The sequence below is a fragment of the Streptomyces sp. NPDC006476 genome, assembly GCF_040612015.1.
In the GTDB taxonomy this organism is placed as follows: domain Bacteria; phylum Actinomycetota; class Actinomycetes; order Streptomycetales; family Streptomycetaceae; genus Streptomyces; species Streptomyces griseorubiginosus_B.
Genome location: NZ_JBEXPK010000010.1, coordinates 66,314 through 89,793 on the forward strand (window position 1 = coordinate 66,314; position 23,480 = coordinate 89,793).

Consider the following 23,480-nt stretch of genomic DNA (forward strand, 5'->3'; position numbering starts at 1 on the left):
ATGGTGTCCGGGATGAGCATGACGCCACCGCCCGGCTGGTACCCCGATCCGTCGGCACCCCATCTGCAGCGCTGGTGGGACGGCACGGCCTGGACCGACCACTGGAACCAGCCCGGGCAGCCGCCGGCCGGGGGTTCGGGCCGGGCGCGGATCGTCGCGCTCGTCACGGCGGGCGCCGTCCTCGTGGCCGCGATCGTCACGGGAGCCGTCTACCTGCGCGGCAACGAGCCCGCGGCCCAGGTGCAGACCGAGCCCGGCGCCGCCACCACGGACGCCCCGACGATCGACGACTCCACCCCGTCCCCGTCCGCGTCCCCCTCGGCCCCCTCCACCGACGACTCGCCCGTCGTCGTGGACCAGCTCAACGGCATCACCCTGCCCCTGCCCGACGGCTGGGTCAGGCCGCGGTACGTCAGCGAGGACGACGTCGTCATGACCACCGACGGCACCTACGACTGCCCCGGTGACTCCGGTGTCTGCCGACACGGCCTGGTCATCTCCCGTACGGCGACAAGCACCGACGAGACCTCGCCCCGGACCCTCGCCCGCCGGGACGTCTCCGACGCGGCCGACGCCGCCTACGACCGCGACCTCACCGGCCGGCGTCCCTACGGCGGCATCGAGTCCCACCGGGAGGTCGGCTCCGGCCAGATCGCGGTGGCGGGCCGCGCCGGGTACTTCGTGCGCTGGCGGGTGAGGACCGCCGATGGACCCGGCGGGTACGTCGAGTCCCTCGCCTTCCCCTCCAGCGTCGGCACCGAGTCCCCCGTCCTCATCCGGTTCGTCTTCGACGCGGGCGAGGACGGACCGCCGCTCGCCGACATGGACCGGATCACCCGAGGCATCCGCCCGGCCGGCGACGCGGCGACGGACGGGGGAGTGGGCAGCAGCATCGGCCCCGCGAAGTAGGGCCGGGCGGCCAGGGGTCAGAGGAATCAGAGGAAGGTGTGGCCCTCCCCGCGATAGGTCGGGACGGTCGCCGTGACCGCGTCCCCCTCCACCAGGTGCAGCACGTCGAAACGCTCGCACAGCTCACCGGCCTTGGCGTGCCGGAACCACACCTTGTCGCCGATCAGCAGATCGTCCGCGGGCGAGCCCAGCAGCGGGGTCTGCACCTCGCCGGGCCCTTCCTGGGGGTCGTAACGCAGCCCCTCCGGCAGATACGGCACCGGGAGCCGGTCCTTGCCGGGCGCGCCGGAGGCCGGATAGCCGCCCCCGAGGACGGTCACGACGCCGACTCCCGGGCGCCGTACGACCGGCTGGGCGAAGAGCGCCGCCGGACGGCCGCTGAACGAGGTGTAGTTGTCGAACAGGCGCGGCACGTAGAGCCCGGACCCGGCGCCGATCTCGGTGACGGCGTCCTCGGCGGCGGTGTGCTGCACACTGCCGGTCCCGCCGCCGTTGACGAACTCCAGATCGGGTACGACGGCCCGGACCGCCCGCACCACCTCGCCACGCCGCTCGGCGAGTTCGCGGCGGGCGGTGGCCTGCATCAGCCGTACCGCACGCGAGCGCAGCGGCCGCCCCGCGACGGAGTCGCCGACGCCCGCGATGTGCCCCTCGTACGCCATGATCCCGACGACCTTGAAGCCCGGGCGCCGGGCCACCGCGCGGGTCATGTCGGCGACCTGCGCCGGTGAGTGCAGCGGCGAACGGCGCGCCCCGACCCGTACCCGGCCGCCCAGCAGCTTCAGCGAGGTGTCCAACTCCAGGCAGACCCGGATGACTTCACGGCCGCCGTCACGGGCCTCGTCGATGAAACGGAGCTGCGCGGGGTCGTCGATCATGACGGTGACGGCGGCGGCGAGCTTGGGGTCGGAGGCCAGTTCGGCGAAGCGGGCGCGGTCGGCGGACGGGTAGGCGAGCAGCACGTCCTCGAAGCCGCTCCGCACGAGCCACAGCGACTCTGCCAGGGTGAACGACATGATCCCGGCGAAGCCGTCCTTCGCGAGCACCCGTTCCAGCAGGGCCCGGCAGCGGACGGACTTGCTGGCCACGCGGATCGGCTTGCCTCCCGCCCGTCGGACGAGATCATCCGCGTTGGCGTCGAAGGCGTCCAGGTCCACGATGGCCACAGGGGCGTCGAGGTGGGCGGTGGCCCGGTCGTAACGGGCCCGGTCGGCGGCGCGCGCAGTCATGAACGAAGCCTGCCAGACAGGATTACCGCAGGGTAGGGGGACGTTCCGGGCAGATGCCCCGGGGGTGCGGACTGGTTCCCGTTCCGAGCGGGGCACGCCGTAGAGTGACGCGCACGTACGGAGGTCGGGCGCCTATCGCGGGATGCCGGTCCTCCCGTACGGGTATGTATGCGTGCCCGGGACGGTCGACCGCTCGTGCCGGGTCCGGCGTCGAGCGGTTGAGCGCAAGGACGACGGTTCGCGTAACAGTAGACGGCCCGGGGCGCGAGGAAACGGGGGGTGCATGAGCACGGAAGCCCAGCACGCCTCTTTTCCACCACGCCCCACCACCCCGCCACGTCCGGCCCAGCCGCCCACGGTGGGCCGGGACGGGGGGAACGCGGACGCGGAGCCGACCGAGGACCGGGCGGACGTGCCCCCCACGGGCTCGAGCTCGGGTTCGGGCTCGCAGGGAGGGTCGTCCACGGGCGTCTGGACGACGGCCGGCGGAAGGGGCGGGAATTCATGGGCGCCGGTCGCCGGGGATCGCAGCTCGACGGCGCCCGGTGCCAGTGGAGTGTGGTCGCCCTGGCTCAACGCCGAGCCCTTCCAGAGCTTCGGGGACCGTACGCCGGCGCCGGGTGCCCCGAACGACAGGAACGTTGAGGCCGAGCGGGCGGGGAGTACGTCCGCGGGCGCGAATGACGCGTGGCCTGCGGCGGGGAAGAACGGGACCGAGGGCACGGATTCGGTACGCCGCCCCGGTGCCGAGCGTGCGCCGGGTTCGGCAGGAGCGGCAGGTGGCCACCCCTCAGGTCCCGCCGCCCAGCGTCGAGCGGCCTCGGAAGCGGGGCGGAAGGATGATTCGTCCCGTTCTTCCGACGCGCCCCAGTTCCGCTTCCCGCGCCTGCACGCGCCCACGCCCCGAGACGCCGACTCCGAAACCCCGCCTCCACCCCCGGCCTCGGCCCGCTTTCCGGACACCCCTCCGTCGAACGCCCGCCCCACAGCCGCCCCCATACCCCCACGCCCACCCCACCGCCCGCCGGTATCCCCCGAACCGAACGCGACTCGCCGTCCCACCTCGACCTCCACGGAGAGCTTCGTCCGCCCGGGCTCTGCGGCGCCGTCGGACCGGGGCGCCGACCGCGACGTGACCCCCCGGGTTTCGTCGGCGGAGGGTTTGGGTCGTTCGGGTTCTGCTGCGGTGTCGGATGGGCGATCTGAGCGCGAGGCATCGGCGGGTCGGGGTCCTGCGGCGGAGGGTTTGGGTCGTTCGGGCCCTGCGGCGCCCTCGGACAGGGGCCCTGATCGCGACGTACCTCCCCGGGTCCCGCCCACAGACGGCTTCCGTCGCCCCAGTTCTGCCGCGGCCTCGGACGCGCCCTCTGACCGTGACCTATCCACGCCGCCCCGGGTCCCGCCCGCCGAAGAGTTCCGCCGCCCTGGTTCCGCCGTGTCCCCGGGGGCGGATGTCGATGCCGACGTGTTCACCCCCCGAGTACCGCCCGCCCGTCCCACCCCCACGCCTCCGATGCCGTCCAGCCACCCCTCGCCGACCGATCCGGCCCGCCGCTCGGCCGCCTCCCCGCAGGCACCGAACGGCTCCACCACGGCCGAAAGCTTCCGCCACTCCGGTGCCACCGTGCCCACGGAAACATCCGCCGACCAGGCCTCCCAGCCAGCCACGGCACCCGACCGGCGCCCACCCACGCCCCCGAAGCGCCCTGTGCCGCCCACTCGATCGGCGCCCGGCGATCAGCGCGACCGCTCGGTGCCGAGCGAACGCCCCGCTGGTCCGGAGCCCACCCCTGACCCGACCCGCCGGGTGCCCGCCGATGATCCGGTCGGCGCGGTGTCCGCCCATCCCCCCAAACGAGGGGCGCCCGCGAACCGAACCAACCCCGCAGCCCCGCCGGAAGCTTCGCCTTCCGGACCGCGGGCGAGCACACCCCCCAAGCCCTCGATGCCGCCCGCCGACTCGACGTCCGGCGACTCGCGTACCCGCCCGCCCTCCGGCGACCCGCTGGCTCGCCCGGCGTCCAGTGATCCCCAATCCCGCCCCGTCGCCGGCGAATCGCGCACGCGCCCGGCGCCCGGCGACCCCAGGACCCGCCCCACGTCCAGCGAATCGCGCACCCGCCCGGCGCCCGGCAATCCCCAAACCGACCCTGTGTCCAACGAACCGCGGACCCGCCCCGCGTCCGGCGACCCTCTTCTTCGCCCGGGGTCCGGTGCCACCGGCCCGGGGTCCGGTGACCCGCTGGCTCGCCCGGCGTCCGGTGACCCCAACACCCGCCCGACGTCGGGTGCCCCCCTCACCCGCCCGACGTCCGGCGAGCCTCATCCCCGCTCGGGATCCGGTGACCGTCTCACCCGCCCGACGTCCGGCGCCCCCCTCACCCGCCCGGGGTCCGGTGACCCTCTCGCCCGCCCGGAATCCGGTGGCCCCAGCACCCGCCCGGCAGCAAGTGCCCCGCCCAATCGCCCGAACCCCGGTTTCCCCTCCGGGCGTTCAACGTTTGAGGCGTTCGAGGGGTTCGAGGGCTTCGGCACGCTCGATGATGTTCACGTGCGTCGGACCGGCTCGGCCGATCAGCCCGACGGCGGCCGGGGGGTCGTGGCGCCTGATCCTGCTCTTTCCTGGAGTGCACCCATGAACCCGGGTGGGAGTCGGCCCGTCGTGTCGTTCGGGGAGCCGGAGGGGTATGACGAGCGGGCCCGGGCCAGGCCGCTGCTGGGGCGGGTGCGGGGTCGTACCGCTGTCGTCGCCGCCAGTCTGGTGCTGGGACTCGGACTCATCGGCGGTGCCGTCACCGGGAGTTGGCTGGCCGGGGATGATGGCGGTGATGGTGCGCGGGGGACGTTCTCCGCGGCCTCCGGGCTGTGGCACAGCGTGCCGGTGGATCAGCTGTTCCCGCCCACCCTGCAGGGGCTCGGCGCCGGCCCCGGTGGCGCCGACCGCACCTGGACCCGTATCGCCGTCGCGCCCGACAGCGGCTGCAAGGGCGCCTTCGACCCCCTGCTGGGCAAGGCGCTCGCACCCGTGGGATGCCAGCGGCTGCTGCGCGCCACCTACACCGACGCCACCGAGAGCTTCGTGACCACCGTCGGCCTGCTGTTCACCAAGGCAGACGCCCCCGCCATGACCGCCCTCGCCAAACGGTTCCAGAGCGAGGGCCTCGGCAACCGCACCGACCTCATGCCCCGCCCGTACGCCGCCAAGGGCACCCCCGCCGCGCGCTTCGGCCCCCAGCAACGCGCCTCCTGGACCGTCTCCGTGCTCGCCGACGCCCCCGTCGTCGTCTACGCGGTCTCCGGCTGGGCCGACGGCCGTACCGTCGACGCTCCCCAGCCCGCCGCACAGGCCATGCAGTCCGGCGCCACCACCGCCCCCGCCCAGGCGGGCCTCGGCCACGAGGCCCAGGGCATCGCCGACCGCGTCGAACGCGCCCTGCGCAAGGACGTCACCAGCCCGCCCACGGAACGGCCCTCATGAGACACCCCAGCCGCCGGGTCGCGGCACTGAGCCTGCTCCTCGCCGGCTCCCTCGCCCTCGTCCCCTCCACCGCCGCCCACGCCGACGGCATCCGCGCCCAGCAGTGGGGCCTGGACGCCATGCACACGCAGCAGGCCTGGCGCACCACCAAGGGCCGGGGCATCACCGTCGCCGTCCTCGACACCGGCGTGGAGGCCGACCACCCCGACCTCGTCGGCAACGTCCTGCCCGCCAAGGACATGATCGGCTTCGGGGCGGAGCGGGGAAACCGGAACTGGGCCCGGCACGGCACCGCCATGGCGGGGATCATCGCCGGACACGGCCATGGCCCCGGTGACTCCGACGGAGTGATGGGCATCGCCCCGGAGGCCAAGATCCTGCCGGTCCGGGTGATCCTCGAGGACGGCGACTCCGCCCGCCCACAGGCCCGCTCCACCCGCGGCAACGCCCTCGCCGAGGGCATCCGCTGGGCCGCCGACCACGGTGCCGACGTCATCAACCTCTCCCTCGGCGACGACTCCGCCTCCGCCCACCCCGAACCCGCCGAGGACGAGGCGATCCAGTACGCCCTGAAGAAGGACGTCAGCGTCGTCGCCTCCGCCGGCAACGGCGGAAAGAAGGGCGACCACACCTCCTACCCGGCCGCCTACCCGGGCGTCATCGCCGCCACCGCCGTCGACCGCTACGGCACCCGCGCCGACTTCTCCACCCGCCGCTGGTACGCCACGGTCAGCGCTCCGGGCGACGACATCGTCATCGCCGACCCGGACCACAAGTACTACGAGGGCTGGGGCACAAGCGCCGCCTCCGCGTTCGTCTCGGGGGCCGTGGCCCTCGTCAAGGCCGCCCACCCCGGCCTTGCCCCCGCGCAGATCAAGCAGTTGCTGGAGGACACCGCCCGCAACCCGCCCGTCGGAGGCCGGGACGACTCCCGCGGCTTCGGCATGGTCGACCCGGCCGCCGCGATCAAGGCCGCCGCCCGCCTCAAGCCGGAGGGCCTGCAGGCCGCCTCCTACGGCAAGCGGTACTTCGGCAGCGGCCCGGACACCGCCAAGTCCGAGAGCTCCACCAGCGACTGGGCCGCCCCGCTCGCGGGCGGCTTCGGCGGGGTGCTGCTGGTCGCGGCGGTCGTTCTGTGGCGCGGACGTCCCAGGCGCTACGAGTTCTAGGGCGCTCGCGGGCCGCCTCCGGGCCTCAGGACACCGAGGAGCCGTCCCCGGCGAACACCGACACCGCCGCCTTCGCCGCCGACTCGACCAGCGAAATGCCCTTCGCCTGCGTCGCGTTGCCCTTGGAGAGCACGGCGACCAGATACGCGTGGCCGCCGACCGTCACGCGCCCGATGCTGTTGATGTCCCACAAACCGGTCGTACTGCGGGCCAGCCAGCCGTTCTTCAGCGCCCACCGCGAACCGTCGGCCGCCGCGGACACCCCCCACTGCTGATCGGCCTCGATCTCACCCATGAGCCCCCGTACATACGAGCGCGAGGCCTCGCTCAGCTTCGAGTCGTCGCCGAACACCTGCTGGAGCAGGGTGAGTTGGTCGGCCGCCGTGGTCTGCGTCAGCCCCCACAGGGCACCCTCACCACCTTGCGTGCCGGTCAGCCCGAACGTCTTGTTCGCCGCGTCCAGCCCGCCGGCCTGCCCGATGACGTCCCACAGGGCGGAGGCGGCCGTGTTGTCGCTGTTCTCGATCATCTTCGTGGCGTACGACTTCTCGGCCGCCGTCAGTCGGCGGTCCGCGTCCTGCGCCTGCAGCAGGAGCGTCGCCAGGATGTCCACCTTCACGATGCTGGCCGTGTCGAACGCGCCGTCGCCGTAGACGGCGCTCACCCCGGAGTCCGGGTCCAGCACCGCCGCCGACACCTTCGCCCTTCCCTCGACGGCCACCGACTTCATCGCCTCGGCCAGCCGCGCGTCGTGATCCACCGTCGGCTCCGCCACTGGTTTCACCGGTTTCACCGGTTTCACCGATTCCTCCCCGTCCGCCGACGGGGAGTCCGTCGGCGACGCCGACGATACGGCGCCCGCACCGGAGTGCGCCCGCGCCTTCACATACACCGTCCCGGCTGCCGTACCGCCCACGACGGCGACCGTTGCGAGGACGGTGTAGAGCAGAGGACGCGTCCTGGACGGACGGGCGCGGCGGCTGCGGCGGGCTCTGGAGGACTCCATGCCCGCGATGCTCGGGGCGGTGACTGTGCGGGCCGTTAGACGGACGTTAGATGTGTGTCAGGGGAATCTGAGAAAGCCGTGAAGGCGGTGAACCAGCTGTTTCCGGGGCCGCACAAGCCCAGCAGCAAGCCCCCTATAGGGTCGGTGACCGTGGCGAACAAGAACATTCCCGACCCCGGCTACTCCGACGACGACGGCTCCGCCGACCCCCGGCTGAGCACCGCGCTCGCCGCCTGGGCCGAGGACCGCACCGCCCTGGAGCCGGTCCTCGAGGCGCTCAAGGGCGCCCGGCTGCTCGTGCCCGTGGTCGCCGTGCTCGGCGAGGTCGAGGAGGACGAGAACGGGCTGCGCCGCGAGAAGACCAGCGACATGGCCGTACCGACCCTGAGGGCCGGGTCCCGGACCGCCCTGCCGGCCTTCACCTCCACCGAGTCGCTGGCCCGCTGGGACCCGGCGGCCCGCCCCGTCGCCGTACCCCTGCACCAGGCGCTGCAGGCCGCCGCGCACGAGAAGGCGGACACGATCGTGCTGGACCTGTCAGGCCCGGTGCCCTTCGAGCTGACGGGACCCGTCCTGCTCGCGCTCGCCGAGGGCCGGACGAGCACCGACCCGCTCGCCGACCCGGCCGTGCGGGAGGCGGTACGGGCCGCGGTGGCCGCCGAACCCGCCGTGCTGCGCGCCCACCTCGGGCCCGGTCGAGCCGATGGCACCCTCGCCCTCGTGCTCGACGAGTCGGCCGCGCCCGCCGAGGCCGCCCGTGCCGTGGCCGAGCGGCTCGCCGCCGACGAGGCACTGAGGGCCCGCCTGGTGCGCGGCCTCGACCTGGCACTGCTGCCGGCCGGGGCGACGCCTCCCGGCGAGCCCTTGTACGTACGAAGTGGGCGGTAAATGCACTACCCGCGCTAGCCGTAGATCGGCCCCGTGTACTTCTCGCCGGGGCCCTGGCCCGGCTCGTCCGGGACGATCGACGCCTCGCGGAAGGCCAGCTGCAGCGACTTCAGGCCGTCGCGCAGCGGGGCCGCGTGGAAGGAGCTGATCTCGGTCGCGCTCGCGTCCAGCAGCCCGGCCAGGGCGGTGACCAGCTTCCGGGCCTCGTCCAGGTCCTTGTACTTGTCGCCCTCCTCGGTCAGGCCGAGCTTCACCGCGGCGGCGCTCATCAGGTTGACGGCGACCGTCACGATCACCTCGACGGCGGGGACCTCGGCGATGTCGCGGGTCATCTCGTCGAAGTCGGGCGCGGCAGACTCGGGGGACTGTGCGGACTCGGGAGGGGTGTCACTCATGCCCCACACGATAGGCCCCGGTGCAGGCCGGTTCGCACCACCCCCGGGCAGCTGCTAACCTTGTGTAACGACCGGCCGGACAGACATGTCCGGCCTACAAGTGGAGGCTCCGATCTCCCACCTGACCGTCCTCCGGGACGGCGGGTCACCCCGGTCAGGCGGCCACCATCGTTCCGTACGGACGATGGAGTCGCCCGAAAGCGCGCCCCGCGGCATCGCGGCGGTGCTCCGGCAGTGTATTCGGGGCCCCGCCTGTGATCGTCCGGGGCATTTTTCATGCTTCGGCGCGGTTAGGTCTAACAGAAGTAGAGACATACGCGGCTGTCCGCCAGACAACCGTGTGGTGCTAACTGAGGAGGATCCATCAGCGCCGAGCCCCGCATCAACGACCGGATTCGCGTTCCCGAGGTGCGACTTGTCGGTCCCAGTGGCGAGCAGGTGGGCATCGTCCCGCTGGCCAAGGCACTGGAGCTTGCCCAGGAGTACGACCTCGACCTCGTCGAGGTAGCGGCGAACGCCCGTCCGCCCGTGTGCAAGCTCATGGACTACGGGAAGTTCAAGTACGAGTCGGCCATGAAGGCCCGTGAGGCGCGCAAGAACCAGGCGCACACGGTCATCAAGGAGATGAAGCTCCGGCCGAAGATCGACCCGCACGACTATGACACCAAGAAGGGTCACGTCGTCCGGTTCCTCAAGCAGGGCGACAAGGTCAAGATCACGATCATGTTCCGTGGGCGCGAGCAGTCCCGGCCCGAACTGGGCTACCGACTGCTGCAGCGGCTCGCGGAGGACGTCCAGGACCTCGGTTTCGTGGAGTCGAACCCGAAGCAGGACGGCCGGAACATGATCATGGTTCTCGGTCCGCACAAGAAGAAGACCGAGGCGATGGCCGAGGCCCGCCAGGCGCAGGAAGCCCGCAAGGCGGAGGCGAAGGCCCACCCCGGCCGCTCGCAGAACGCCGCGGACACCGACAGTGTCGGTGACGACGAGAACGTCGTCGTGGACACCGAGGCACCTGCCGAGGCTTCCGCCGAGGCGTGATCCCGGGGACGTGAGTCCCAGGACAGGCAGTAACCGATACAAGCGACGTTCCGACGTGCCCGGTTTTCGCGACCGGGCACCGGAGCGCCACCGACGAGGAGAGAACGGCGCTATGCCGAAGAACAAGTCGCACAGCGGTGCCAGCAAGCGCTTCAAGGTCACCGGCTCCGGCAAGGTGCTCCGTGAGCGCGCCGGCAAGCGCCACCTGCTCGAGCACAAGTCGTCCCGCGTGACGCGTCGCCTCACCGGCAACGCCGAGATGGCCCCGGGCGACGCCGCGAAGATCAAGAAGCTTCTCGGCAAGTGACGTACGCGGCGCGGTGATCAACGGATCCCCTCGCGCCGTACGTCTGGACCGGGACCCCATCGATTCCGGGCCGTGTGAGTCCAACCACGGCCCCGCTACAAGGAGTTAACAAGTGGCACGCGTCAAGCGGGCAGTCAACGCCCACAAGAAGCGCCGGGCGATCCTCGAGCAGGCTTCCGGCTACCGCGGTCAGCGTTCGCGTCTGTACCGCAAGGCCAAGGAGCAGGTCACCCACTCGCTGGTCTACAACTACAACGACCGCAAGAAGCGCAAGGGTGACTTCCGCCAGCTGTGGATCCAGCGCATCAACGCCGCTGCCCGCGCCAACGGCATCACGTACAACCGCTTCATCCAGGGCCTGAAGGCCGCCAACGTCGAGGTCGACCGCAAGATCCTCGCGGAGCTGGCCGTCAACGACGCGGGCGCGTTCGCCGCCCTGGTCGAGGTCGCCCAGAAGGCGCTGCCGAGCGACGTCAACGCGCCGAAGGCCGCGTGACGCTGCGCTGGCCTGAGCCGGTGTGAGTGTGCGGACCCGTGGGTTTCTGCCCGCGGGTCCGTTGCGTTGAGTGGTGCGCGTGGGTTCGGCACCGCCGACATGCGCCGTCGTGGTTGATCGCCGTTGCGGCGGAGAACTGGTACCGAAGGTGAGTTGGATGCCCCCTGTAACCCCGGAGTTGATCTCTCCCCGTTCCCCTCGTGTCTCCGCCGCCCGGCGGCTCGCCAAGCGGAACTTCCGGGGCAAGGAGCGGCTGTTCCTGGCCGAGGGGCCGCAGGCTGTGCGGGAGGCCGCCGGGCACGGGCTGGTGGAGCTGTTCGCCACCGTCGAGGCCGCGGAGCGGTACGCCGACATCGTGGGCGAGGCCCGGGACACCGGGGTCCGCGTCCATCTCGCCTCCGACGACGTGATCGCCGACATCTCGACGACCGTCACGCCGCAGGGGCTCGTCGGGATCTGCCGTTTCGTCGACACGCCCTTCGAGGAGATCCTCGCGGCCCGGCCCAAGCTCGTCGCCGTCCTCGCGCACGTCCGCGACCCCGGCAACGCCGGAACCGTGCTGCGGTGCGCCGATGCCGCCGGGGCCGAGGCCGTCGTACTGACCGACGCGTCCGTCGATCTGTACAACCCGAAGGCCGTACGGGCCTCCGTCGGGTCCCTCTTCCATCTCCCCGTCGCCGTCGGCGTGCCCGTCGAGGAGGCCGTGGCAGGGCTCAAGGGGGCCGGCGTCCGGGTGCTCGCCGCCGACGGAGCGGGCACCGACGACCTCGACGACGAGCTCGACAAGGGGACCATGGGCGGGCCCACCGCATGGGTGTTCGGGAACGAGGCATGGGGGCTCCCGGAGGAGACCCGCGCACTCGCGGACGCCGTGGTGCGCGTCCCGATCCACGGGAAGGCCGAGAGCCTGAACCTCGCCACCGCGGCCGCCGTATGTCTCTATGCCTCGGCCCGTGCACAGCGCGCCTCCACGGGGTGCCGCTCCGTCACCGGGGCCTAGTAGGGTGACCAGCTCGGGGGCCACCTGCGCCGTCTGAGAGGTGGGGTTCGGGGATGGGTGTCGGCACGGGCGGTGCGGACAGGGCACTGCGGGCACGGGACGTGCGCCGGCCACCCGCGCCCCGGCACGGTGATCCGGCCGGGCTCGGCATCGACCCGGACGAGCTGCCCGACGGCCTGGTGATCGCCGACGAGCACGGCCGGGTGATCTGCTTCAACGCGGCCGCCGAACGCATCACCGCCACGCCGGCCGAGGACGCCCTGGGACAGCGGCTGGAGAAGGCGCTCCCGTTAGAGGACCTGGAGGGGCGCCGCTGGTGGCAACTGACCGACCCCTACGGCGGACTCGCCATCCGGCAGCGGCAGCCCGAGCGGAACCTGCTGCTGCCCGGGGGACGTGAGGTCCTCGTCTCCGCCCGCTATGTGCGCGCCGAGCCCACCGGTCCGGTCCGCCGCGTCGTCGTCTCCCTCCGCGACACCGAGGCCCGCCGCCGTACCGAGCGCTCCCACGCGGAGCTGATAGCCACCGTCGCCCATGAGCTGCGCTCGCCGCTCACCTCCGTCAAGGGCTTCACCGCCACGCTGCTGGCCAAGTGGGAACGCTTCACGGACGACCAGAAGCGGCTGATGCTGGAAACCGTCGACGCCGACGCCGACCGGGTCACCCGGCTCATCGCCGAGCTGCTCGACATCTCGCGCATCGACAGCGGACGGCTGGAGGTCAGGCGCCAGCCGGTCGACATCGGCGCGGCCGTGGGCCGGCACATCCAGGCGTACGTCGCCGCCGGGCAGCCCGCCGACCGGTTCCTGCTGCGGATCGAGCAGCCGCTGCCCGCGCTGTGGGCCGATCCCGACAAGATCGACCAGGTGCTCAGCAACCTGCTGGAAAATGCCGTGCGGCACGGCGAGGGAACCGTCACCATAGACGTCACGGCCACGGAGTCCCCCCGCGAGGACGAGGACACCGGCACGTCGGTCACGGTGACCGACGAGGGGCCCGGCATCCCGGAGGAGTCCATGAACCGCGTCTTCACCCGCTTCTGGCGGGGCAGCAAGCGCGGTGGCACCGGCCTCGGGCTCTACATCGTCAAGGGCATCGTCGAGGCCCACGGCGGCACCATCACCGTCGGCCGCGGCCCCCAGGGCGGCGCCGAGTTCCGATTTACCCTGCCCGTGGCGGCCCCGGCGTATCTCACCTGAGAACCGGCGAGCGCCCCACGGGCGCATTCGTATACCTCCACCCCGTTAGACTCGGCCTTTGGCACCCATGTGTCCCATGGACGGCCCTCTGACCTCTGAGTGAGTCGGTGACGGGGACCTTCAGCCAGCCAATCGGAAGCACGGGAAGAGATGTCGGCACCCAATAAGTCGTACGACCCTGTAGAGGTCGAGGCGTTGAAACCGGAAGAGATCGAGCGCATGCGGGACGAGGCGCTCGCCGCCTTCAGCGCAGCGGACTCCCTCGACGCGCTCCAGGAGGCCAAGGTCGCCCACACCGGGGGCACCTCCCCGCTGGCCCTCGCCAACCGCGAGATCGGCGCCCTGCCCCCGCACGCCAAGGCCGCCGCCGGCAAGCTGGTCGGCCAGGCCCGCGGCGCCGTGAGCAAGGCGCTCGCCGCCCGCCAGGCCGAACTGGAGGCCGAGCGGGACGCGCGTGTGCTGGTCGAGGAGTCGGTGGACGTCACGCTGCCGTACGACCGCGTACCGGCCGGCGCCCGCCACCCGCTGACCACCCTGTCGGAGCGCATCGAGGACGTCTTCGTGGCCATGGGCTACGAGGTCGCCGAGGGTCCGCAGGCCGAGGCCGAGTGGTTCAACTTCGACGCCCTGAACATCGGCCCGGACCACCCGGCCCGCGGCGAGGCCGACACCTTCTTCGTGGCCGGCCCCGAGGGCGGCACCGAGTCCGGTGTCGTGCTGCGCACCCACACCTCGCCCGTGCAGATCCGCTCGCTGCTGGAGCGTGAGCTGCCGGTGTACGTGATCTGCCCCGGTGTCGTCTACCGCACCGACGAGCTGGACGCCACCCACACGCCGGTCTTCCGCCAGGTCGAGCTGCTCGCCGTCGACGAGGGCCTGACCATGGCCGACCTCAAGGGCACCCTGGACCACATGGTCCAGTCGCTGTTCGGCGAGGGCATGAAGACCCGGCTGCGGCCGAACTTCTTCCCCTTCACCGAGCCGTCCGCCGAGATGGACATGGTGTGCTACGTCTGCCGCGGCGAGTCCGTCGGCAACCCCGACCGGCCCTGCCGCACCTGTTCCAGCGAGGGCTGGATCGAGCTGGGCGGCTGCGGCATGGTCAACCCGCGGGTGCTGACCGCCTGCGGCGTCGACCCGGAGAAGTACAGCGGCTTCGCCTTCGGGTTCGGCATCGAGCGGATGCTGATGTTCCGCCACAACGTCGAGGACATGCGAGACATGGTCGAGGGTGACGTCCGGTTCACTCGGCCGTTCGGGATGGAGATCTGATGCGGGTCCCGCTTTCCTGGCTGCGGGAGTACGTCGACCTGCCGGCCACCGAGACCGGCCGTGACGTCCAGGCCAAGCTCATTTCGGCCGGTCTTGAGGTCGAGACGGTCGAGCAGCTCGGCCACGACCTCAAGGGCCCCCTGGTCGTCGGTCAGGTGCTGACCATCGAGGAGCTGGAGGGCTTCAAGAAGCCGATCCGCTTCTGCACGGTCGACGTCGGACAGGCCAACGGCACCGGCGAGCCGCAGGAGATCGTCTGCGGCGCCCGGAACTTCGTCGTCGGCGACAAGGTCGTGGTCGTGCTTCCCGGCGCCACCCTGCCCGGCGGCTTCTCCATCTCCGCGCGCAAGACGTACGGCAAGACGTCACACGGCATGATCTGCTCCAGCGACGAGCTGGGCATGGGGGACGACGGCACGCACGGCATCATCGTGCTGCCGCCGGAGACCGAGGTCGGCAAGGACGCCGTCGAGCTGCTGGAGCTCGTCGACGAGGTCCTGGACATCGCCGTCACCGCCAACCGCGGCGACTGCCTGTCCATCCGCGGTGTCGCCCGCGAGACCGCCATCGCCTACGGCCTGCCGCTGCGCGACCCGGCCCTGATCGACGTGCCCGGCCCGAACGCCTTCGGCTACCCGGTCCAGGTCTCCGACCCGGTCGGCTGCGACCGCTTCACCGCCCGCACGGTGATCGGTCTCAGCCCCGAGGCCCGCTCGCCGATCTGGCTCCAGCGCCGGCTGCAGAAGGTCGGCATGCGCCCGATCTCGCTCGCCGTCGACGTCCCCAACTACGTGATGATGGAGCTCGGCCAGCCCCTGCACGCCTACGACCGGGGGCTGGTCCAGGGCACCATCGGCGTGCGCCGGGCGGAGGCGGGCGAGAAGCTCGTCACCCTGGACGGCGTGGAGCGCACGCTGGACGCCGAGGACCTGGTCATCACCGACGACCGCGGCCCCATCGGCCTCGCGGGCGTCATGGGCGGCGCGAACACCGAGATCGCCGACCACGACGACGTACAGAACGCCACCACCGACGTGGTGATCGAGGCCGCCCACTTCAACGCGGTGTCGATCGCGCGGACGGCCCGACGCCACAAGCTGTCCTCCGAGGCGTCCCGCCGCTTCGAGCGGGGCGTCGACCCGCAGGCCGCGGCCGCCGCCGCCCAGCGCACGGTCGACCTGCTGGTGCTGCTCGCCGGCGGCACCGCCGAGGCAGGCGTCACCGAGATCACCGCGCCGTCCGCCCCGCACACCATCACCCTCCCGGCCAACCACCCGGACAAGGTGGCCGGTGTCGACTACGGGCGCGAGACCGTCGTACGGCGGCTGCAGGAGGTCGGCTGTGACGTGTACGGGCAGGACGAGCTGATCGTCACCGTGCCGTCCTGGCGGCCCGACCTCCTCGAGGCCAACGACCTCGCCGAGGAGGTCATCCGCCTCGAGGGTTACGAGAACCTGCCCTCCACGCTGCCCAAGCTCCCCTCGGGCCGCGGTCTGACCCACCGCCAGCGACTGCACCGCCGGGTCGGGCGCGCGCTGGCCGGGGCAGGGTATGTCGAGGCGCCGAACTACCCCTTCGTCAGCGAGCAGGTCTTCGACCAGCTGCTGCTGGAGGCGGACGACCCGAACCGCCGCGTCGTGAAGCTGACGAACCCCCTCAGCGACGAGGAGCCCGCGCTGCGTACGTCGCTGGTGCCGGGTCTGCTCGGCGCGCTGCGGCGCAACGCCGGGCGGGGCTCACACGACCTCGCCCTGTTCGAGACGGGGCTGGTGTTCCACCCGCGCGAGGAGCGTAAGGTGGCCGCCGCGCTGCCGGTGGACCGGCGTCCCACGGACGAGGAGATCGCCGAACTGAACGCCGCTCTGCCGGTGCAGCCGCGGCACGTGGCCGCCGTGCTCGCCGGTGCGCGGGAGCAGGCCGGCTGGTGGGGCAAGGGCCGGCCGGCGGACTGGGCCGACGCCGTGGAGGCGGCTCGGGCCGTGGCCCGGGAGGCCGGTGCCGAACTGGTCGTGCGCAAGGGGCAGTACGGGCCGTGGCACCCGGGGCGTACCGCCGAGCTGGTGGTGGTCGCCGACGGCGCGGAGACGGTCGTGGGCCACGCCGGTGAGCTGCACCCGCGGGTCGTGAAGGCCCTGGGGCTGCCCGACCGCACCAGTGCGATGGAACTGGACCTGGACGCGGTGGAGGCGGCCGGCAACGACACGCCTCAGGCGCCGCGCATCTCCACGTTCCCGGTGGCGACGCAGGATGTCGCCCTCGTCGTCGACCAGTTCGTGCCGCATGCCGAGGTGGAGGCCGCACTGCGGGACGGCGCGGGCGAGCTGCTGGAGTCCGTCCGGCTGTTCGACGTGTATGAGAACGCGGAGCAGTTGGGCGAGGGCCGGAAGTCCCTGGCCTACGCGCTGCGGTTCCGGGCGTCGGATCGGACCCTGACCGTCGACGAGGCGACCGCGGCTCGGGACGCGGCTGTCGCGCTCGCGGGTGAGCGGACCGGGGCGGTGCTGCGGGCTTAGCCGCGCCTCACCTGCATAAATGCGGGCGCTGACGGATGGTCACTCATTTGGGTGACAATCCCGGGCGATCTGGTCCTCCCGGGCCATGCGGTCGACAGAATCGGACCGGCCTTTCGAGGCCGGTCCGGTTGTGCTTTCGGGGCCTGTATGGGGGGCCATCGGCATGATTCGCATCAGGGCTGGGGCTTCCCCATTTCGCAAGCGCTTGCTCGCGTTGGGGCTTCCCCTGGCGTGGGGTGGCGCGGCCGTCACATACAAGCTGGCCTGTCCGGTCGCCCAGCAGAGCGGGCTGGGCGCGCGCACCGTGAGCAGCGCCGTCTTCTTCGCCGTCGGCACCGGGCTCGTCCTCCATGTACGGCACGCGCTGCTGCGCGAGTTGCGGGAGGCGCGCAAGGTCGCGGGCGCCGCCCAGAGCGTGCTGCTACGACCGCTGCCACCGCGGGTGGAGGGGCTGAACGTGGCCGCTGCCCAGCTCTCCGCCGACCGGGGCGCGGCCATCGGCGGTGACCTGTACGAGGTCATCGCCACCGAGCACGGCGTTCGGGTCGTCATGGGGGACGTGCGCGGGCACGGGATCGGCGCCATCGCCACGGCCGCCGCCGTCCTCGGCAGCTTCCGGGAGGCGGTGCACGACGAGCCGGAGCTGGGGGGCGTGCTGCGCAGGCTGGAGCGGGCGCTGGCACGGCACCTGAGAGAGCGCGCCCGTGCCGAGCATCCCTCGGCCGGGGCCGAGCCCGAGCATCCGGTCGCCGAGGAGTTCGTCACCGTACTGCTCCTGGAGATCGGGCCGGACGGCGAGCTGCGCGGCCTCAACTGCGGTCATCCGTGGCCGTATCGGCTCAGTGGACCCCGTGTCGAGCCCCTGGCCCGAGCGGATCCCCTCCCTCCGCTCGGGCCCTTCCCCCTCCCGCCCGAACTGGACACGGAACACTGCGGTCATCTGCTGCCCGGTGAAACCCTCTTCCTCCACACGGACGGCGCGGAGGACGCACGCGACAGCCGCGGCCGCTTCTTTCCTTTGGGCGAGGTCTTGGCCCAGTGCCTACGAGACTCCGTGGCGACTCCCCAGGCAGTGCTGGGATCTGTCTTCACCGCACTGCTCCGCCACACAGCGGGAGCGCCCCAGGACGACGTGGCACTGCTCGTACTGATGAACGATCGTCAGCCTCGACACCCCCCAGGGGCGCGAGGAACTGCGCGACCAGCCACGACGCACCCGCAGCCAACCAACCACCTGTAGCTGAACGGCGTTTGCAGCGCAGCGTGCCGCCGGCAGGCCGTCCGCCCCGCCACGGAGTGTCGGGCAGGCAGCCGGGCGGACGGCATGGATTCGGACCGCCGCACTGTACGAGGGGGAGCCGGCGGCCCGGCCGGCCTCTTGCGAGGCATTTCAGTCAACCGGTAGGAAACTCTCCGCGACAGTGCGCGTACGCTACGGATTCCTGCACTCCGTTCACACCCCGTGTGAAGCCGTTCGCACTACTCTGTCCGCACCGAGGCTCCCGGGGGGCATCCATGCAGCCCAACACTCTGCTCGACGCGATCCTGGACGAGGCGGGGATCTCGCACGCGGGGCTGGCGGCACACGTCAATCAGGCGGGGCGGGCACGCGGTCTCGCCTTGCGCTACGAACACACGGCTGTGGCCCGGTGGTTGAAGGGACAGCGGCCCCGGGGGCAGGTGCCCGACCTGATCTGCGAGGTGCTCGCCGGCCGGCTGCGCCGCCCGGTCACCCTCGACGACATCGGCCTCGGCGTCCCCGGTGAGCCCTCCACCCCGCACGCCACCTCCCTGTCCGGCTTCGTCGAGCGGGCCACCGCGCTGTGGCGCTCCGACGAGCAGCAGCGCCCGCACATCCTGGGCGCGCCCGCGGTGACCGGCACGCCCGCGGTCATGCCCGTGTGGGAGTGGGAGAACCCGCCCGAGGACGTCGACGTCTCGCGAGGAGGGCGGCACCGGGTCACCCCGGCCGACCTGGAGATGCTGCGGGCCGCCCGCACGCACTACGAGCAGATGTACCGCAAGGCGGGCGGTATCGCGACCCGGACCCGGATCGTCGGCTTCCTGAACGCCGAGGCCGCGCCGCTGCTGCGGGGCAGCTACACCGACGCCACGGGCCGTCAACTGCACCGGGCCACCGGCGGGTTGGTGGCGATCGCCGGCATCTGCGCGTATGACTCGGACGCACACGGGCTCGCCCAGCGCTACTTCCACCAGGCCCTGCGGCTGGCGAAGGCCAGCGGCGACCGGGGACTGGGCGCCTATGTGATCGCGCTGCTGGTCAACCAGGCCCTGTTCATGCGGGAGTACCGGCAGGCGGTGGCGTTCGCCGAGGCCGCGCTGCGCGCCGCCGGCAAGCACATCACCCCGGCGCTCGCCTCCGATCTGTACGCGATGCAGGCCAAGGCGTACGCACACCTCGGTGACGGCACGAGCGCGCTGTCCTGCATCCGGCGTGCGGAGCAGGCCGCCGAACGCATCCGGCGGGGCTACGAACCCGACGAGACCGGCTATGTCCAGCCGGGGTTGGTCAACGTCCAGGTGGCGGAGGCGCTGCTCAGCCTCGGCGAACTCGTGGCGGCGGGGGAGCACGCGGCGGCCGCCGTGGACAACCCGGCGCACGACCGCGGCCGGGTGCACCGGCTCGCCATGCTCAGCACGATCGAGTTGCGCCGGGGCAACGCCGACAAGGCCGTGGCCACCGCTGTGCAGATGGCCGAGCAGGCGCGCGGAATGGAGTCGCAGCGGCTGCGCGACAGACTCCGGGCGGTCCGCGAACACCTGGTGCGCAACGGATGCGCGGGCACCGCCGAGGCCGCCGAACTCATCGACGGTGCGCTGCGCGTGCCGCTGTAGGCCGGTTCCCGAGCACCGCCATCCCACAGTCCCTGCTGCGATATTGCCACTTACTCGACGGAAGGTGGCAGAACCGTGCAGTGGACGAAACAGAACGAACAAACTGTGTACTCAAACCGCTGGTTCAGCGTCAACCTCGCGGATGTCGAGCTGCCGGACGGCCGGCATCTCGACCACTTCCTGATACGGCTGCGGCCGGTGGCCGTGGCGACCGTGGTCAACGAGGCCAACGAGGTCCTTCTGCTGTGGCGCCATCGCTTCATCACCGACAGCTGGGGCTGGGAACTCGCCGCGGGCGTCGTGGAGAACGGAGAGGACATCGCCCGCGCGGCCGCCAGGGAACTGGAGGAGGAGACCGGCTGGCGGCCGGGACCCCTGCACCACCTCATGACGGTGGAACCGTCCAACGGACTCACCGACGCCCGGCACCACATCTACTGGTCGGACGAGGGTGAGTACATCGGACACCCGGTGGACGACTTCGAGTCGGACCGCCGGGAGTGGGTCTCCCTGAAGGTGGTGCCGGACATGGTCGCCCGCGGTGAGGTCCCGGCCGCCAACATGGCGGCCGCGTTACTGCTCCTGCACCACCTCAGGCTCGGGCAGGACGCCGCGCGCTGACGTCAGCGCCCCAGTGCCTGCCAGACCGCCACGACGAGGGCCCCCACCGCGGTGACGGCCGCGATCGAGGGCAGCGGCCAGCGGGCGTGTTCCAGGGTGACGAGCCGGGTGTTCAGCTCGTCCAGTTCCTTGGAGGTCTCCTCGGTGCGATGGGTGAGCAGTGCCAGTCCGCCCTCGACACGCGCGTACGCCACGTCGAGGCGGCGTCGTAACTCTGCGAGTTCTCCCTGGACGACCAAATGCTCGGGGTCGGCGGTCACGAACCGCTCCTTTCCTTGCTCGTCTCTCATCAGTTGCATGCGCATGATGAGTCAACTCGCCTGGTGGGCAGGTGGGGAGAGTGTGCGGTCGGCATATGCGGGCCCGATGCGCACACGGCGTGTGAACGGCGCGGGCCCGGCACTCCGAAGAGTGCCGGGCCCCTGTTCGTCGCACTGTGTGAGCAGCACCCTGGAACGGGCACTGTGCACCGGGCGGGCGGTCGTCAGCCGTAGGTGTAGAACCCCGAGCCGGTCTTGCGGCCGAGCCGGCCCGCGTCGACCATGCGCTGCAGCAGCGGGGGAGCGGCGTACAGAGGCTCCTTGTACTCCTCGTACATCGAGTGGGCGATGGAGACGATGGTGTCCAGGCCGATCAGGTCGGACAGCTTCAGCGGGCCCATCGGGTGGGCACAGCCCATCTCCATGCCGTTGTCGATGTCCTCGCGGCCCGCGATGCCCGACTCGAACATCCGGATCGCGGAGAGCAGATACGGCACGAGCAGCGCGTTGACCACGAAGCCGGAGCGGTCCTGGGCGCGGATCGCGTGCTTGCCGAGGACCTTCTCGGCGAAGACCTGGGCGCGGCTGAGCGTGCCCTCGGACGTGGTGAGCGCGGGGATCAGCTCGACGAGCTTCTGCACCGGCGCGGGGTTGAAGAAGTGGATGCCGACGATCTGGTCCGGACGCGAGGTGGCGACCGCCAGCTTCACCAGCGGGATGGAGGAGGTGTTGGAGGCCAGGATCGCGTCGGGCCGGGTCACCACCTGGTCGAGCACCTGGAAGATCTCCGTCTTCACCTGCTCGTTCTCCACGACGGCCTCGATCACCAGATCCCGGTCGGCGAACTCGCCGAGGTCGGTGGTGAAGCTGAGCCGCGCCTGGGTCGTCGCCAGCTCATCCTCGGTGATCTTGCCGCGCTCGGCCGCCTTGGACAGGGAGTTGAACAGCCGGGTCCGGCCGATCTCCAGGGCCTCACCGGTGGTCTCGGCGACCTTCACATCCAGTCCGGCCCGGGCGCACACCTCGGCGATGCCCGCTCCCATCTGGCCGCAGCCGACCACTCCGACGCGCTCGATGTCGGTCACATCGTCCCCTTCGCTGATCTACGAATCCGGCAGGTCGCCCCGTGGTCCGGTTCCTGCTCCGAACCTGCACGTTACCTCCGGCGATCGTTGATCGATCGTTCGGGTACCGCGTGGCAGTCTGACGCGGGACACGGCCCGGGCCGAGAATCGCGCCCGGACACGCACTTGGGCATCGGGAGGTAGGGGAATGCTGCACCGGAGGAGTCGGCTGTCGAGGCGGGCGTTCGCGGTGACGGCCCTGTCGGCACTCGTTGCGGGGGGCGGCGCGATGGCGGCCGGTGCGGCGATGGCGGGCGGCTCGGACACCTCGGACGACTCGGGCCGGCGGAAGGCGTCGGGTCAGCTGCGGGGCGTGTGGGTGGCGACCGTGACCAACCGGGACTGGCCGTCCAAGCCGGGCCTGACCGTGGACCGGCAGAAGGCGGAGCTGACCGCGATCCTCGACCGGGCCGTCGAGGACCGTCTCAATGCCGTGATCTTCCAGGTCCGCCCGACGGCCGATGCGCTGTGGCCCTCGCCCTACGAGCCCTGGTCGGACGTCCTCACCGGCACCCAGGGCAAGGCCCCGGGCTGGGACCCGCTGGGCACGGCGGTGAAGGAGGCCCACGTGCGCGGTCTGGAACTGCACGCCTGGTTCAACCCGTACCGCGTCGCCAACCACACCGATCCGACGAAGCTGGCCGCCTCGCACCCCGCGCGCAGGCACCCGGACTGGGTGGTGACCTACGGCGGGAAGATGTACTACAACCCCGGACTGCCCCAGGTGCGGACCTTCGTGGAGGACGCGATCCTCGACGCGGTGCGGAAGTACCCGGTCGACGCCGTGCACTTCGACGACTACTTCTACCCCTACCCGGTGGCCGGCCAGACCTTCGACGACGACGAGGCCTACGACCGCTACGGCGGCGCCTTCTCCGACCGGGCCGCCTGGCGCCGGGACAACATCGACAAGCTGGTGCGCGAGACGGCGGCCAGGATCAGGCGGACCCGCCCCGGCACCCGGTTCGGCATCAGCCCGTTCGGCGTGTGGCGCAACAGCACCACCGACTCGCGCGGCTCGGACACCAGGGCGGGCGTGCAGACGTACGACGACCTGCACGCGGACACCCGCAAGTGGGTGCGCGAGCACTGGATCGACTACATCTGCCCGCAGATCTACTGGAACATCGGCTTCGCCGCCGCCGACTACGCCACGCTCGTGCCCTGGTGGGCGGAGGTGGCCAAGGGCACGCCGACGCAGCTGTACATCGGCGAGGCGCTCTACAAGGCCGGCGACCCGGCCCAGCCCGCCGCCTGGCAGGACCCGGCCGAACTGTCCCGGCACCTCACCCTGGCCGCGACGTACCCACAGGTCCGCGGGCACGCCTTCTTCGCCGCCGGGGACGTGGCGACGGACCGGATCGGCGCGATGGCACGGGTGGTCGCCGACCACTACCGGCGGCCGGCGAGACCCCCGCGCTGAACCGGCGGATCAGCGTTGTGTTTCCCTGTGGCGGATCTCGGTGTCCGGGCCGGGGGAGCAGATGCCCGTGTGCCCGTCCTCGAAGCGGACGCGGTACGGGGGGTTGCCCTCCTGGCCCAGGATCTCGACGATCTCGCCGACCTTGTCGTGCTGGCCTACCACCCTGCCGTGCTGGACAAGCTGGTCGCCCACGGTTGCACGCATCTGTAGGGCCTCCTCACCAAGTGCGGGAGCAGCGGTCCGTGGCCTTGAGTCTACGGCGCGGGGGCCTCCTGGGAAGCGGGCCGAACGTCC

The 23,480-nt window shown here is 71.8% G+C and carries 21 protein-coding genes; 15 read left to right on the plus strand and 6 right to left on the minus strand.

Annotated elements, in window-relative coordinates; genetic code table 11:
• Positions 1 to 18 precede the first annotated feature (18 nt).
• Positions 19 to 909: a DUF2510 domain-containing protein gene (locus ABZZ74_RS13450; RefSeq protein WP_356764507.1), complete on the plus strand. Its 891-nt coding sequence runs from the start codon at positions 19 to 21 to the stop codon at positions 907 to 909.
• Positions 910 to 935: 26 nt separating this feature from the next.
• Here ABZZ74_RS13450 and ABZZ74_RS13455 read toward each other — a convergent pair whose 3' ends face one another.
• On the minus strand, positions 936 to 2,138 hold the full coding sequence (locus tag ABZZ74_RS13455) for an amino acid deaminase/aldolase (RefSeq protein ID WP_356764275.1): 1,203 nt from the start codon (positions 2,136 to 2,138) through the stop codon (positions 936 to 938).
• A 2,662-nt stretch (positions 2,139 to 4,800) separates the two neighbouring features.
• Here ABZZ74_RS13455 and ABZZ74_RS13460 point away from each other — a divergent pair.
• Positions 4,801 to 5,616, plus strand: coding sequence for a hypothetical protein (locus tag ABZZ74_RS13460; protein WP_356764277.1), 816 nt, complete (start codon positions 4,801 to 4,803; stop codon positions 5,614 to 5,616).
• Positions 5,613 to 6,785 carry a type VII secretion-associated serine protease mycosin gene (gene mycP, locus ABZZ74_RS13465; RefSeq protein WP_356764279.1) on the plus strand — a complete coding sequence of 391 codons (1,173 nt, stop codon included), beginning with the start codon at positions 5,613 to 5,615 and terminating at the stop codon, positions 6,783 to 6,785. Before ABZZ74_RS13460 ends, mycP begins: the two co-directional genes overlap by 4 nt.
• A gap of 25 nt (positions 6,786 to 6,810) precedes the next feature.
• On the opposite strand, the gene ABZZ74_RS13470 is transcribed toward mycP, so the two are convergent.
• Positions 6,811 to 7,791, minus strand: a complete 981-nt coding sequence (locus ABZZ74_RS13470; RefSeq protein WP_356764281.1) for a serine hydrolase — start codon at positions 7,789 to 7,791, stop codon at positions 6,811 to 6,813.
• Positions 7,792 to 7,941: 150 nt separating this feature from the next.
• Between ABZZ74_RS13470 and ABZZ74_RS13475 the strand changes: the two genes are divergently transcribed.
• Positions 7,942 to 8,679, plus strand: coding sequence for an SseB family protein (locus ABZZ74_RS13475; protein ID WP_356764283.1), 738 nt, complete (start codon positions 7,942 to 7,944; stop codon positions 8,677 to 8,679).
• Between the two features lie 14 nt (positions 8,680 to 8,693).
• Here the strand turns inward: ABZZ74_RS13475 and ABZZ74_RS13480 are convergent, their stop codons facing one another.
• The gene (locus tag ABZZ74_RS13480; protein WP_356764285.1) at positions 8,694 to 9,074 is read right to left on the minus strand and encodes a DUF1844 domain-containing protein; all 381 of its coding nucleotides are present in this window, start codon (positions 9,072 to 9,074) and stop codon (positions 8,694 to 8,696) included.
• A gap of 363 nt (positions 9,075 to 9,437) precedes the next feature.
• Here ABZZ74_RS13480 and infC point away from each other — a divergent pair, with 363 nt between their 5' ends.
• The 10 genes from infC to ABZZ74_RS13530 all read left to right on the plus strand — a co-directional run bounded on the left by infC (position 9,438) and on the right by ABZZ74_RS13530 (position 20,379).
• Positions 9,438 to 10,115, plus strand: a complete 678-nt coding sequence (infC, locus tag ABZZ74_RS13485; RefSeq protein ID WP_356764509.1) for a translation initiation factor IF-3 — start codon at positions 9,438 to 9,440, stop codon at positions 10,113 to 10,115.
• A gap of 112 nt (positions 10,116 to 10,227) precedes the next feature.
• Complete coding sequence (gene rpmI, locus ABZZ74_RS13490) at positions 10,228 to 10,422, plus strand: 50S ribosomal protein L35 (RefSeq protein WP_004933563.1); 195 nt, start codon at positions 10,228 to 10,230, stop codon at positions 10,420 to 10,422.
• Positions 10,423 to 10,534: 112 nt separating this feature from the next.
• Positions 10,535 to 10,918, plus strand: coding sequence for a 50S ribosomal protein L20 (gene rplT, locus ABZZ74_RS13495; protein WP_004002577.1), 384 nt, complete (start codon positions 10,535 to 10,537; stop codon positions 10,916 to 10,918).
• Between the two features lie 157 nt (positions 10,919 to 11,075).
• A complete protein-coding gene (locus tag ABZZ74_RS13500) occupies positions 11,076 to 11,918 on the plus strand; it encodes an RNA methyltransferase (RefSeq protein WP_356764287.1) in 843 nt (280 codons plus the stop codon).
• A gap of 53 nt (positions 11,919 to 11,971) precedes the next feature.
• Positions 11,972 to 13,117 (plus strand): ATP-binding protein, encoded by a 1,146-nt coding sequence (locus ABZZ74_RS13505; RefSeq protein WP_133044974.1) that lies wholly within the window; start codon positions 11,972 to 11,974, stop codon positions 13,115 to 13,117.
• A gap of 150 nt (positions 13,118 to 13,267) precedes the next feature.
• Positions 13,268 to 14,389 (plus strand): phenylalanine--tRNA ligase subunit alpha, encoded by a 1,122-nt coding sequence (gene pheS / locus ABZZ74_RS13510; protein WP_356764290.1) that lies wholly within the window; start codon positions 13,268 to 13,270, stop codon positions 14,387 to 14,389.
• Positions 14,389 to 16,902: a phenylalanine--tRNA ligase subunit beta gene (gene pheT, locus ABZZ74_RS13515; protein ID WP_356764292.1), complete on the plus strand. Its 2,514-nt coding sequence runs from the start codon at positions 14,389 to 14,391 to the stop codon at positions 16,900 to 16,902. Before pheS ends, pheT begins: the two co-directional genes overlap by 1 nt.
• Positions 16,903 to 17,065: 163 nt before the next feature.
• Positions 17,066 to 18,142: a PP2C family protein-serine/threonine phosphatase gene (locus ABZZ74_RS13520; RefSeq protein WP_356764294.1), complete on the plus strand. Its 1,077-nt coding sequence runs from the start codon at positions 17,066 to 17,068 to the stop codon at positions 18,140 to 18,142.
• Positions 18,143 to 18,417: 275 nt separating this feature from the next.
• Positions 18,418 to 19,758 carry a transcriptional regulator gene (locus tag ABZZ74_RS13525; RefSeq protein WP_356764296.1) on the plus strand — a complete coding sequence of 447 codons (1,341 nt, stop codon included), beginning with the start codon at positions 18,418 to 18,420 and terminating at the stop codon, positions 19,756 to 19,758.
• Between the two features lie 75 nt (positions 19,759 to 19,833).
• Positions 19,834 to 20,379 carry an NUDIX hydrolase gene (locus ABZZ74_RS13530; protein ID WP_356764298.1) on the plus strand — a complete coding sequence of 182 codons (546 nt, stop codon included), beginning with the start codon at positions 19,834 to 19,836 and terminating at the stop codon, positions 20,377 to 20,379.
• A 2-nt stretch (positions 20,380 to 20,381) separates the two neighbouring features.
• Here the strand turns inward: ABZZ74_RS13530 and ABZZ74_RS13535 are convergent, their stop codons facing one another.
• Together ABZZ74_RS13535 and ABZZ74_RS13540 are read right to left on the minus strand one after the other, a co-directional pair.
• Complete coding sequence (locus ABZZ74_RS13535; RefSeq protein WP_133044968.1) at positions 20,382 to 20,639, minus strand: hypothetical protein; 258 nt, start codon at positions 20,637 to 20,639, stop codon at positions 20,382 to 20,384.
• 224 nt (positions 20,640 to 20,863) lie between these two features.
• Positions 20,864 to 21,724, minus strand: a complete 861-nt coding sequence (locus ABZZ74_RS13540) for a 3-hydroxybutyryl-CoA dehydrogenase (protein WP_356764301.1) — start codon at positions 21,722 to 21,724, stop codon at positions 20,864 to 20,866.
• Positions 21,725 to 21,911: 187 nt separating this feature from the next.
• Between ABZZ74_RS13540 and ABZZ74_RS13545 the strand changes: the two genes are divergently transcribed.
• Entirely contained in the window at positions 21,912 to 23,186 is a 1,275-nt protein-coding gene (locus ABZZ74_RS13545) for a family 10 glycosylhydrolase (protein ID WP_356764303.1), read from the plus strand.
• A gap of 9 nt (positions 23,187 to 23,195) precedes the next feature.
• Here ABZZ74_RS13545 and ABZZ74_RS13550 read toward each other — a convergent pair whose 3' ends face one another.
• Positions 23,196 to 23,390: a DUF1918 domain-containing protein gene (locus tag ABZZ74_RS13550; RefSeq protein ID WP_133044965.1), complete on the minus strand. Its 195-nt coding sequence runs from the start codon at positions 23,388 to 23,390 to the stop codon at positions 23,196 to 23,198.
• Positions 23,391 to 23,480: the final 90 nt, after the last annotated feature.